The 12,187-nt window shown below is 60.3% G+C and carries 12 protein-coding genes; 7 read left to right on the top strand and 5 right to left on the bottom strand.

What is annotated here, in order from left to right; genetic code table 11:
• Window positions 1-131: 131 nt before the first annotated feature.
• Window positions 132-1,280 (bottom strand): acetylornithine deacetylase, encoded by a 1,149-nt coding sequence (gene argE / locus K1567_RS17400; protein ID WP_034101369.1) that lies wholly within the window; start codon window positions 1,278-1,280, stop codon window positions 132-134.
• 158 nt (window positions 1,281-1,438) lie between these two features.
• On the opposite strand from argE, the gene K1567_RS17395 reads away from it, so the two are divergent.
• Complete coding sequence (locus K1567_RS17395) at window positions 1,439-2,806, top strand: inorganic triphosphatase (RefSeq protein WP_034101370.1); 1,368 nt, start codon at window positions 1,439-1,441, stop codon at window positions 2,804-2,806.
• Window positions 2,807-2,890: 84 nt separating this feature from the next.
• Here the strand turns inward: K1567_RS17395 and K1567_RS17390 are convergent, their stop codons facing one another.
• Window positions 2,891-3,361 carry an Lrp/AsnC family transcriptional regulator gene (locus tag K1567_RS17390; RefSeq protein ID WP_169867613.1) on the bottom strand — a complete coding sequence of 157 codons (471 nt, stop codon included), beginning with the start codon at window positions 3,359-3,361 and terminating at the stop codon, window positions 2,891-2,893.
• Between the two features lie 126 nt (window positions 3,362-3,487).
• Between K1567_RS17390 and K1567_RS17385 the strand changes: the two genes are divergently transcribed.
• The 6 genes from K1567_RS17385 (at window position 3,488) to K1567_RS17360 (ending at window position 8,732) form a co-directional block, all read left to right on the top strand.
• Complete coding sequence (locus tag K1567_RS17385) at window positions 3,488-3,826, top strand: hypothetical protein (RefSeq protein WP_034101371.1); 339 nt, start codon at window positions 3,488-3,490, stop codon at window positions 3,824-3,826.
• A gap of 83 nt (window positions 3,827-3,909) precedes the next feature.
• Window positions 3,910-5,574: a GspE/PulE family protein gene (locus K1567_RS17380; RefSeq protein WP_169867614.1), complete on the top strand. Its 1,665-nt coding sequence runs from the start codon at window positions 3,910-3,912 to the stop codon at window positions 5,572-5,574.
• Window positions 5,575-5,665: 91 nt separating this feature from the next.
• Window positions 5,666-6,586, top strand: coding sequence for an SPFH domain-containing protein (locus tag K1567_RS17375; RefSeq protein ID WP_010207363.1), 921 nt, complete (start codon window positions 5,666-5,668; stop codon window positions 6,584-6,586).
• Between the two features lie 10 nt (window positions 6,587-6,596).
• Window positions 6,597-7,043, top strand: a complete 447-nt coding sequence (locus K1567_RS17370) for an NfeD family protein (RefSeq protein ID WP_034101373.1) — start codon at window positions 6,597-6,599, stop codon at window positions 7,041-7,043.
• A gap of 69 nt (window positions 7,044-7,112) precedes the next feature.
• The gene (locus K1567_RS17365; protein WP_003176799.1) at window positions 7,113-7,427 is read left to right on the top strand and encodes a DUF2388 domain-containing protein; all 315 of its coding nucleotides are present in this window, start codon (window positions 7,113-7,115) and stop codon (window positions 7,425-7,427) included.
• Window positions 7,428-7,589: 162 nt separating this feature from the next.
• The gene (locus K1567_RS17360; protein WP_220698679.1) at window positions 7,590-8,732 is read left to right on the top strand and encodes a DegT/DnrJ/EryC1/StrS aminotransferase family protein; all 1,143 of its coding nucleotides are present in this window, start codon (window positions 7,590-7,592) and stop codon (window positions 8,730-8,732) included.
• Between the two features lie 54 nt (window positions 8,733-8,786).
• Here K1567_RS17360 and gcvH read toward each other — a convergent pair whose 3' ends face one another.
• The 3 genes from gcvH to K1567_RS17345 form a co-directional block, all read right to left on the bottom strand.
• Entirely contained in the window at window positions 8,787-9,170 is a 384-nt protein-coding gene (gcvH, locus tag K1567_RS17355; RefSeq protein ID WP_034101375.1) for a glycine cleavage system protein GcvH, read from the bottom strand.
• A 51-nt stretch (window positions 9,171-9,221) separates the two neighbouring features.
• The gene (gene gcvT / locus K1567_RS17350; RefSeq protein WP_220698678.1) at window positions 9,222-10,304 is read right to left on the bottom strand and encodes a glycine cleavage system aminomethyltransferase GcvT; all 1,083 of its coding nucleotides are present in this window, start codon (window positions 10,302-10,304) and stop codon (window positions 9,222-9,224) included.
• A gap of 156 nt (window positions 10,305-10,460) precedes the next feature.
• The gene (locus K1567_RS17345; RefSeq protein ID WP_169867615.1) at window positions 10,461-12,077 is read right to left on the bottom strand and encodes an iron ABC transporter permease; all 1,617 of its coding nucleotides are present in this window, start codon (window positions 12,075-12,077) and stop codon (window positions 10,461-10,463) included.
• Between the last annotated feature and the right edge of the window lie 110 nt (window positions 12,078-12,187).

Below are 12,187 nucleotides of genomic sequence, written 5' to 3'. Positions count from 1 at the left end.
CCTGGGCCTGTAATAAAAAGCAGCCAAAAAAGGATGAATCGTGAAAGCGCACGGCGGGCTGATGGTTATCGTCGGAACAGGCTTGGCGACACGCTCACTCTCCTTCTATGTACGAACAGGCAGGGGTTAATTTATGCGGGTTTCAGGCAGTAATGTTCGATCAAATCCCGCAATAGACGCACTGTAGGCGTCAGGCGTGACATTTCGAGGTATTCGCCCGGCTGGTGCGCACAGGCGATATCGCCAGGGCCGAGCACCAGGGTTTCACAACCAAGGCGCTGAAGATAAGGCGCTTCGGTGCCGAACGCTACTGCTTCGGCACGATGACCGGTCAAACGTTCCGCAACCCGCACCAGCTCGGCGTCTTCCGGCTGCTCGAATGGCGGCACCGCCGGGAACAGCGGCGCGTAGTCGATCTTGACTTGATGGCGCTCGGCCAACGGTTGGAGCTTCTGCCGAATGGCATCGCGCAACACTTGAGGGTCCATGCCGGGCAGGGGGCGCAAATCGAACTCCAGGGAGCATTGGCCACAGATGCGGTTGGGGTTGTCGCCGCCGTGGATGCAGCCGAAGTTCAGGGTCGGTTGCGGCACGCTGAATTGCGGATTGCGGTACTCGCGCTGCCAGGCCAGGCGCAGGCCGCGCAGTTCACCGATGGCATCGTGCATAGCTTCAAGGGCGCTATGGCCGAGGCTGGGGTCCGACGAATGGCCGCTGCGACCGAGAATGTCGATGCGCTCCATCATCACGCCTTTATGCAGGCGGATCGGTTTGAGGCCCGTCGGCTCGCCAATCACCGCCGCGCGGCCCAGTGGGCGACCGGCCTCGGCCAGCGCACGGGCGCCGGACATGGAGCTTTCTTCATCGCAGGTAGCGAGGATCAGCAAGGGCTGCTTGAACGGTTGATCCAGCAGCGGCAACACTGCCTCGATTATCAAGGCGAAAAAGCCTTTCATGTCGCAACTGCCCAATCCTACCCAGCGACCGTCGATTTCCGTCAGTTTCAGCGGGTCGGTTTTCCACAACGCGGGGTCATAGGGCACGGTGTCGCTATGCCCGGCCAGCACCAGGCCGCCAGGGCCGCTGCCGAAACTGGCGAGCAGATTGAATTTGCCTGGGCTGACGGTCTGGATGTCGATGCTGAACCCCAGGTCACCCAGCCAGCCGGCAAGCAGGTCGATCACCGGGCGGTTGGTCTGGTCCAGGGACGCCTGGGTGCAACTGACCGACGGCGCGGCAATCAACGCGGCGAACTGCTCTTTCATGGACGGCAACGGCATATACAGTCTCCCCACTTCCCGGATGAACCTCACTATAGAGGCATCTGCACGACACAATAAACCGTTGCGGCGCGTTGCCGGGCTCAGTCCTGTACACTGCACGACCTTGGCAGCCACTCTTTTCCCCGGCTGCGCTCCCGATCCTGGATTTTCCGGCCATGCAGAAAGAAACCGAAATCAAGCTCCGCGTCAGCCGCGAAACACTCGCCGCGCTGCGTGAGCACCCGTTACTGAAAAAACGCAACAAAAGTGGCTGGGAACGCCGTGAGTTGATGAACCAGTATTTCGACACCCCCGAGCGCGACCTGGCCCAGGCCAAGGTTGCCCTGCGCCTGCGCAAGGACGGTGACGACATCATTCAAACCCTCAAGACCCGTGGCCAGAGCGTCGCCGGCTTGTCGGAACGCAACGAGTACAACTGGGACTTGCCCAAAGCCAAGCTCGACGTGAAGAAACTCGACGGCGAGTGCTGGCCCGAGCAACTGGCCGAACTGGACAAAAAAACCCTCAAGCCGATTTTTACCACCGACTTCGTGCGTGAACGCGCCGAAATCGCCTGGGGCCGCGGCAAGGCCAAGGTAGTGATCGAAGCCGCTCTGGACCTGGGCCATGTAGTGGCCGGCAAACAGAAAGAAGAAATCTGCGAGCTGGAACTGGAACTGCGCGAAGGCGAGCCGGCCGCCCTGCTGGAACTGGCCGCCGAACTGGCCGCCACCCTGGCGCTGATGCCATGCGATATCAGCAAGGCCGAGCGCGGCTACCGCCTGTATGACGCCAGCAGTTACTCCCTGAGCCTGCCGGCGCCACAGCTACACGCCGAAATGCCGCTGGACGATGCTTTCGCCGCCCTGATGTGGCACCTGCTCGGCAGCAGCCAGCGCCTGGCTGAACAATACCGTTTCAACGGCCACTGGCGCCTGCTGCAGGACTGGGTCGATAACCTCGGCGAACTGCGCGCTCTGGTCGGCAGCCTCGGCCAGGCAGCTCCCCGTCAGTCCACTAGCGAACTGCGCACTGCGCTGGACGCGCTGCTGGAAGACTGGCGCCCACTGGTGCAGGCCGGTGACGATGATGAAGACATCCGTAAAGCCGCACCGGAACAATTCGCCGAAGAATTGGAAGACGTACGCTGGGGCCTGTTCTCACTCAACACGTCGCGCTGGCTGATGGCCCGCACCTGGACAGCCGACCGCAACGTACGTGGCAACCGCCAGGGCGCCGCGCAAATCGCCAACTGGTTGCCGCGCCTGCTGGCCGACGACGCCGTCGCCTTGCAACTGCCACGCTACCAGCAGCAGCCGGAAGACTTGGCCGAGCAACTGCCACGTATCGAACGCATCCAGGCCTGGCTACACCACGCCCGCCATGTGCTGGACATTCCGGAACTGGATCGTCTCTACGGCGAGCTGAACAAGTTGGCGCTACTGGCCAACCAGCCGATCACCGATGAGTCGCTGGATGCGCGGATGCACCAGGCGATTGCGGTGTATCAGAACCGTGCGTGGAAGACCCTGCTGCGTCTGTAACATTGCAATCGGCCGCCAGCCCTCCCACATTTGAAATGCATTCCAAGTGTGGGAGGGGGCTCGCCCCCGATAAGGTCCACCCGGTCAGCGCAATACTGGCAGGCTGGTGGTCGACTTGATTTCAGACAGCGCCACAATCGAATTGACCTCCTGAATCCCCGGCACCATCGACAGCTTCTCGAAGAAAAACCGTTCGTACGCCTCGATGTCCGACGTCACGATGCGCAGCAGGAAATCCACTGCCCCCATCAGCACGTAACACTCCAGCACTTCCGGAAACCCGCGAATCGCCTCGGTGAACTCGGTGAAGTTGGAACGGCCGTGAGCGTTGAGTTTGACCTCGGCGAATATCTGCGTGTTAAGGCCGATTTTCTTGCGATCCAGCAATGTCACCTGGCCGCGTATCACCCCTTCCTCCTTGAGCCGTTGAATCCTGCGCCAACAGGGCGACTGGGACAGGCCGACCTGCTCGGCGATCTGCGCGCTGGACAGCGACGCATCTTCTTGAAGCAAGGCCAGGATGCGGCGATCGTAGGCGTCCAAATCACTGTGCATAAAAATACCTTCTTTGGACCGTCTATTGGATTGAATACGTTTTTATGTCCGTATTTACGCCAATATTAGATAAGAAATCTCCGAGGTTGGATGTAAAAATTCCTCCACTCAATTTGGAGAGTCAGCATGCACGCCGTCGAAACCACTCCGCCTGTCACCCGCGTCGATGCATGGGCCGTCAACACCGCCCACTGTCAGGCCCACTACCAGATCGTCGCCGAAGCCGAGCCCGATGTGCTGTGCCGCGTGCTCAACTATTTCGCCCTGCAATTTCTTACGCCTCGGCAGGTCTCGGTGAGTCGAGACGTAGACGTACTGAATATCCAAATTGTGCTCGATGGTCTGAGCTGGCATCGGGCCCAGGTGATCGGCGAAAAGATTCGAAACCTGATCAGCGTATGTTCTCTGGACGTGTGGACGCCCGATGCACTGGGGGCCGGCGTCCAGATGGCGGTCGCCAGGTAAAAACCTGCAACACAGGTTGACGTGGAGAATGTCGGAGGCTGACTAGCCTGGGAAAACATCCAAGGCCATCCGGAAACCTCTTCATGCCTGCTGATCGTCGTTTGGAGCTGCACCCGTTGCTGCCACCCTTGGTGGAATATGGGCTGATTACGCCCGACATCGCGCACCGCTTATCGGCGCTGCCAGCCGAAACGACCCGCCACCCACTGGAGCGCATCGCGGAGCTGGGGCCATGCCTGGAACGCCTCACTCAGTGGCTTGCCGAGCAGGCCGGGCAAGTCTATCTACGCATCGACCCGCTGAAGATCGACGTCGCGACGGTGGTGCCGCTGATGTCCCATGCGTTCGCCCAACGCCACGGCATCCTCGCGGTGGCGGTGGACGCGCAAACCGTCACCGTTGCCAGTGCGCAGCCCTATGTGACCTGCTGGGAGGCCGGCCTGGCGCAGGTGCTCAAGCGTTCGATCACGCGCGTGGTGGCCAACCCGCAGGATATTCAACGCTGCATCGGCGAATTCTATCGACTGGCACAATCGGTCAACGGTGCTGAGCAGAAGGTCACCGCGCCAGGCCATCCGGACCTGCTCAACCTTGGGGGCAGCGATCAGGAGCCGGACGCTAACGATGCACACATTGTCCATATCGTCGATTGGCTGCTGCAGTACGCCTTTGCCCAGCGGGCCAGTGATATCCATATCGAACCCTGCCGGGATCAGGGTCGCGTGCGCTTTCGCATTGACGGACTGCTGCACGATGTCTATCAATTCCCATCCCAGGTTACGGTGGCTGTGGTCAGCCGCCTCAAGAGCCTGGGCCGCATGAACGTGGCGGAGAAACGTAAACCCCAGGACGGTCGGGTGAAGACCAAAAGCCCGGCGGGTACTGAAATCGAGTTGCGCCTGTCGACCCTACCCACGGCCTTCGGCGAAAAACTGGTGATGCGGATTTTCGACCCTCAGGTCCTGCTCAAGAGTTTTGACCAGTTGGGTTTGTCGGATGACGACCGGCACCGCTGGAATGCCATGACGCGCCAGACCAACGGCATCATCCTGGTCACCGGGCCTACCGGCTCAGGCAAAACCAGCACGCTCTACACCACGCTCAAACAGCTCGCGACCCGTGAGGTCAATCTGTGCACCGTGGAAGACCCGATCGAGATGGTCGAGCCGGCGTTCAATCAGATGCAGGTGCAACACAATATCGACCTGACCTTTGCCAGCGGCATCCGCGCTCTACTGCGCCAGGACCCGGACATCATCATGATCGGCGAGATTCGCGACCAGGAAACCGCAGAAATGGCTATCCAGGCCGCGCTGACCGGGCATCTCGTGCTGTCCACCCTGCACACCAACGACGCGCCCAGCGCCATCAGTCGGCTTCAGGAACTGGGTATTGCTCATTATTTGATCAAGGCTACCTTGTTGGGGGTGATGGCGCAGCGCTTGGTACGGGTGCTATGTCCTTATTGCAAGCGTATGGGCGATGACGGCCATGAAGCGGTGGGGTGTGCGGAGTGCCGTCACAGCGGTTACCGGGGAAGAGCCGGTGTTTACGAAATTATGATATTGGACGAGTCGCTCAAAGCGCTGATTACCCCGGGCGCCGATGTTCAAGCCCTGCGTCAGGCGGCGATGGCGCACGGGATGTGCAGCTTGCGCATGGCGGGCATGCAGAAGGTCAGGACGGGGCAGACCACCTTGGCTGAAGTGCTGCGGGTCACCCCCTCAGATTCAGTAACAAATCCCTAGATTACGGCGCGGGCAGATCGTTCTTATCGCAGACAACACCATTACAATCAGCAAACGTTGCGTCACTGACATCATCAGATAGGGAATCGTCATGCAAATCGGAACCGTACTGCTGCTCTTTGTAGGATTGGCCATCGCCATTCTGTTCATGGGCTTCAAAGTCGTGCCCCAGGGTTACCAATGGACGGTCGAGCGCTTTGGCCGCTATACCAACACCCTCAAGCCAGGCCTGAATATCATCATCCCGGTCATGGACCGTATCGGTCGCAAGATCAACGTAATGGAAAGCGTGCTGGATATCCCGCCGCAAGAAGTCATCACTGCCGATAACGCCACCGTGCAGATCGATGCCGTGTGTTTCTTCCAGGTGGTCAATACCGCTCAGGCTGCCTACGAGGTCAACAACCTCGAACACGCCATTCGGAATCTGCTGCAAACCAATATCCGAACCGTACTCGGCTCGATGGAACTGGATGCCATGCTGAGCCAGCGCGATGGCATCAATGAAAAACTGCTGAAAACCGTGGACGAAGCCACCGCGCCCTGGGGCATCAAGATCACACGTATCGAAATCAAAGACATCAGCCCCCCGGCCGACCTGATGGCGGCCATGTCCGGCCAGATGAAAGCCGAGCGGATCAAACGTGCGCAAATCCTTGAAGCTGAAGGGCTGCGGGCCTCGGCGATCCTCACCGCAGAGGGCAAAAAGCAGGCCCAGATTCTGGAGGCCGAAGGTAGCCGGCAAGCGGCGTTCCTCGAATCCGAAGCCCGCGAACGCCAGGCCGAGGCTGAAGCACGGGCGACCCAAGTGGTGTCGGAAGCCATCGCCTCGGGCAACGTGCAGGCGGTCAACTACTTCGTCGCGCAAAAGTATATCGACGCCCTGGGCAAGCTGGCCTCGGCCAACAACAGCAAGGTCATCCTGATGCCGCTTGAAGCCAGCCAGGTGATCGGTGCGGTCGGTGGCATCGGCGAGATCGTCAAGGCAACGTTCGATAACAAGAAGGGCTGAGGCCATCGCCATGTGGGATTTCCTGCTGCACCTGTCGTTTTGGGATTGGCTGGCCTTGGGCACAGTGCTGTTGATTCTTGAGGTCTTCGGCGCCGGTGGTTACCTGCTATGGATGGGTATCGCAGCGGCAGCGGTGGGCGTGATCAAGTTTCTGGTTCCGCCCCTCGCGCTGGAATGGCAACTGCTGTTGTTTGCCGTGCTGTCGATATTGACGGCGGTGTACTGGTGGAAACGTCAGCGCAGCAGCGCCAAGGTCAGTGACCAACCGGGGCTGAATGAACGCGGCTCAGAGTTGATCGGCCGCACATTCGTGGTGCACCAGGCGATTGTGGATGGAAGAGGTAAGGTGAAGGTCGGCGACGGTGTGTGGATGGTCAGCGGCCCCGACTGCCCGGTAGGCGCTCAAGTACGCGTGATTGCCCAGGAAGGCGTGGTGTTGAAGGTTGAAACTGTTTAGTCAATGACGGAACTCGATTGGGCTAACCACGATCCAAACGTACAGATCACCCACCCGGAGTCACCCATCATGCGTCTTAAATATGCTGTCGCAACCCTCGCTGTGCTTTCCCTTCCTGTCGGTTCAGCCATGGCCGACAGTTTCTGGCGCAATGTCATCTCCTCCGGTGCCACCACCGGCTCGACCTACCTGACATTCAAAGACCACAAACTGGTGGTCGCCGCTCAAGACGACGCCGGCAGCTTCGTGGCCAGCGACGGTGGTATCCGTGGCCCTTACCTGGAGGCCGCAATGCAGAAAGTCCGCGCCGACAACCCAGGCTTGCAAGCCACGGACATGGAGTTGGCCAACGCCATCCTCGCGAAAAACGCTGTCACTGAGTGATAGCTTCTCGCTGAAAAATGCCGCTTTTGAAGCGGCATTTTTTTGCCCGGAAGGCGACGATTCATTCACAGGCGACAGGCTATATTCAGTCGAACCGTGCAACCATGCCGGTGCGCACACGCCTCACCACCATCGCCAATCAGAACGGATGCCGTCATCGTCATGAGCCAACAGCCTTTCCTGCCGTTTTCCAAACCCACCATCGATGAAGCCACCATTTCGGCAGTAGGCGACGTATTGCGCTCGGGCTGGATCACCAGCGGGCCGAAGGTGCAGGCGTTCGAGGCGCAACTTTCGGAATATTTTGGCGGCCGTCCGGTGCGCACGTTCAACTCAGGCACCTGCACCATGGAGATTGCCTTGCGCATCGCGGGCATCGGGCCGGGCGATGAAGTCATCACCACACCGATCTCTTGGGTAGCCACCGCCAACGTCATTCTGGAAGTCGGCGCCACACCGGTATTCGCCGATATCGACCCTGTTACCCGTAATATCGACCTGGCCCAAGTGGAAGCCGCGATCACGCCACGCACCAAGGCAATCATTCCTGTCTATCTGGCCGGCTTGCCGCTGGACATGCCGATGCTCTATGCACTGGCCAATAAGTACAACCTGCGTATCGTCGAAGATGCCGCCCAGGCGCTGGGCTCCACCTGGGACGGCGAGCGCATCGGCGCCACTGGGGATTTCGTGTCGTTCAGTTTCCAGGCAAACAAGAACATCACCTGCTCCGAGGGCGGCTGCCTGGTGCTGAACAATGCCGATGAGGCGCGGCTGGCCGAAAAGTACCGCCTGCAGGGCGTGACCCGTACCGGCTTCGACGGTCTGGATGTGGATGTGCTGGGCGGCAAGTTCAATATGACTGACATTGCCGCCGCCATTGGGCAGGGACAATTCGCTCATATCGAGCAGATCACTGCCCATCGCCAGAATCTTGCGCGTCACTACTTCAACTGTTTTGGCAGTGACTTCGAAGAAAAGTACGGGGCGCAACTGCCGCCGGCCGACTTCGAAAACAGCAACTGGCACCTGTTCCAACTCGTGCTGCCGGAACGCCAGGACGGTTTGCCCGCCCGCACTACATTTATGGAGCGGATGCAGGCCCACGGTGTTGGCATTGGCTATCACTACCCGCCGATCCACCTGCTGAGCCTGTATCGGGCGCAGGGTTTCAAGGAAGGCATGTTCCCGGTGGCGGAAAAGGTCGGGCGTTTGATCGTGTCGTTGCCGATGTTCACGGCGATGACGGAGGCGGATGTGGAGCGCTCGGTGGCGGCGGTAAAGGCCGTCTTGACGGCGAGCTGAACACTCACGGCTCAATGTGGGAAGGAACTGGCGCCCTCCCACATGAGACGTGCGTTATTCGCCGATGGAAGCTTTGTAGCCGGCGGCATCCAGCAGCTTGTCCAACTCAGCCGGATTGCTTGGCTTGAGCTTGAAGATCCATGCCGCGTACGGGTCGGAGTTCAGCAGTTCAGGGCTACCGCTCAATTCCTCATTGACGGCAGTCACTTCACCTGCGATCGGGGCGTAGATATCCGAAGCGGCTTTCACCGACTCAACCACCCCAGCCTGGCCACCGGCCGCGAACGTGGCGCCCACCTCAGCCAACTCAACAAACACCACATCCCCCAACGCTTCCTGGGCGTGATCGGAAATACCGACGGTCACCGTGCCGTCAGCTTCCAAACGGGCCCATTCATGACTCTCGGCAAAACGCAGGTCGGCTGGGATATTGCTCATTGTCTGTGTCCTCAAGAAGAAATGTCAGCGGCCATTGGCCCGCCGGAATTGTTAGATCAAGGTTTTGCCATGACGTACAAAGGTCGGTTTGACCACTCGAACCGGATACCACTTGCCGCGGATTTCCACTTCGGCCCGGTCGGCGGTTGCCTTCGGTACACGCGCCAGGGCAATGGATTTGCTCAGCGTAGGAGAGAAACTACCACTGGTGATCTCCCCTTCGCCAACATTGGCGATACGAACCACCTGATGAGCGCGTAAAACCCCACGTTCTTCCAGCACCAGCCCCACCAATTTGAACTGCACACCCGCCGCCTGCTCTGCTTCCAGCGCGGCGCGACCGATGAAATTGCGCTCGGCCGGCTCCCAGGCGATGCTCCAAGCCATATTGGCTGCCAGCGGCGAAACGTCTTGGTGGATGTCCTGGCCATAGAGGTTCATACCGGCCTCAAGGCGCAACGTGTCACGAGCGCCCAGGCCGATGGGCGAGATGCCGGCCCCAACCAGATCGTTGAAAAAACCCGGTGCCTGATCGGCAGGCAGCACAATTTCCAGGCCGTCTTCGCCGGTGTAACCCGTGCGGGCGATAAACCAATCGCCATCGGCCTGGCCTTCGAAAGGCTTGAGTTGATGAATCAAGGCGCCACGCGACTGAGTGACCAGCTCGGCAATTTTATGCCGGGCTTGGGGGCCTTGGATGGCGAGCATCGCCAGTTCCGGCCGTTCACGCAGTTGCGCTTGGTACTCGCCCAGTTGCGCCTGCATCCAGGCCATGTCCTGGTCACGGGTGGCGGCGTTGACCACCAGCCGGTAACCGGTTTCGGTGCGGTACACGATCATGTCGTCCACCACACCGCCCCCCTCGTTGAGCATGGCGCTGTACAACGCATGGCCGCAGCCATGCAAACGACCGACATCATTGGCCAGCAGGTGCTGGAGCCATTCCTTGGCCTGGGGGCCTGTGACATCGATCACGGTCATATGAGATACATCGAACACCCCGCAGTCGCGTCGCACCTGATGGTGCTCTTCAACTTGCGAGCCGTAGTGCAAAGGCATATCCCAACCGCCAAAATCGACCATTTTCGCGCCGAGGGCGAGATGCAGGTCATACAGAGGCGTACGCTGTCCCATGGGTTTCTCCTTCCGGGCTTGGCGAAGGTGCGCAGCGTTGCCAAACGCGCTGAAAGCCTTGAACGACAAGGTCTGCAGTCACGCTAAGCGCGCCGATCCGAAGGATGGACCGCACCGAATGCCGCGCATTGTAGCCGCAAGCCGTAGGACTGGCACCTAACCGATTTGCCGAGCTGAACGACGGATCAGCCCGATGACCGGCAGCAGACCCACCAACACCAGCGTCAATGCCGGCAGAGAGGCCCGCGCCCACTCGCCCTCGCTGGTCATTTCAAACACGCGTACCGCCAGCGTGTCCCAGCCGAACGGGCGCATCAGCAGGGTGGCGGGCATTTCCTTGAGCACATCGACAAACACCAACAACGCCGCGCTCAAGGCGCCGGGAAGCAACAGCGGCAGATACACTTTGCAAAACAGTCGCGGACCACTCACACCCAGGCTGCGCGCAGCCTCCGGCAACGATGGACGGATTCGCGCCAGGCTGTTTTCCAGTGGCCCGAACGCAACCGCCAGGAAGCGCACCAGATACGCCAGCACCAACGCAGCGAGGCTACCGAGCAGCAACGGTCTGCCCGCACCGCCCAGCCAGCCAGACAGCGGCACCACCAGTTCGCGGTCCAGATAGCTGAAGGCCAACATGATCGACACCGCCAGCACCGACCCCGGCAAGGCATAGCCCACATTGGCCAGGCTGATCCCGGAACGAATCGCCCGAGTCGGCGACAGCCGGTTGGCGAAGGCCAGCACCAAAGCCACGCTCACAGTGATCAACGCGGCAATCGCGCCGAGATACAGGGTGTGGACGATCAAGCCGGCGTAGCGCTCATCCAGGTCGAAGCGGCCGCGTTGCCAGAACCAAGCCACCAGCTGCAGCATCGGAATCACAAACGCGCACGCAAATACCAGCCCGCACCAGGTACTCGCCGCCGCCGCTTTGAACCCTCGCAGGTGATACAGCGCCTTGCTCCGCGGCCGTTCATTGCTGGGGCGGCTGGCGCCTCGCGCGCGGCGCTCGCCGTAGAGCACCAGCATGACCAATAGCAGCAACAAGCTGGCCAGCTGGGCTGCGCTGGACAGGCTGAAAAATCCGTACCACGTCTTGTAGATGGCGGTGGTGAACGTATCGAAGTTGAACACCGACACGGCGCCAAAATCCGCCAGGGTCTCCATCAGCGCCAGGGCCACGCCCGCCCCGATGGCCGGTCGCGCCATGGGCAGCGCCACACGCCAGAACGCCTGCCAGGGCGATTGCCCCAGCACCCGCGCGGCTTCCATCAAGCCCTTGCCCTGGGCCAGGAACGCGGTGCGTGCCAATAGGTAGACATAGGGATAGAACACCAGCACCAACACGATGATTACGCCACTGGTGGAACGCACCCGGGGCAGGCGCAGGCCCGTACCGAACCACTCACGCAGCAGCGTCTGCACCGGACCCGAAAAGTCCAGCAAGCCGACAAAGACAAAAGCCAGCACATAAGCCGGAATGGCGAAAGGTAACATTAATGCCCAGTCGAGCCAGCGCCGTCCGGGAAATTCGCAGAGACTGGTCAGCCAGGCCAGGCTAACCCCCAGCAGCGTCACGCCCACGCCCACACCCAGCACCAACGTGAGGGTATTGCCCAGCAGGCGTGGCATCTGGGTATCCCAGAGGTGAGACCAGATTTGCGCATCGATGCTTTGCCAGGACAACACCAGCACGCTCAGCGGCAGCAGCACCAGGGCGGCGACGGTAAAGACCGGCAGGTACCAGCGGCGTTGGGCGGGGTGGGCCAAAGGGGGGCTCTCGGTAATGAATATCTTGAAATCACCGCAACCCAATGTGGGAGGGGGCTTGCCCCCGATGTCAGAGTGTCAGTCTACTGATCAGTGACTGATCCGCTGCC

This window comes from Pseudomonas sp. S5F11, assembly GCF_019641515.1.
GTDB classification, from domain to species: Bacteria; Pseudomonadota; Gammaproteobacteria; order Pseudomonadales; family Pseudomonadaceae; genus Aquipseudomonas; species Aquipseudomonas rhodesiae.
This window is presented reverse-complemented; position numbering and strand designations above follow the sequence as displayed.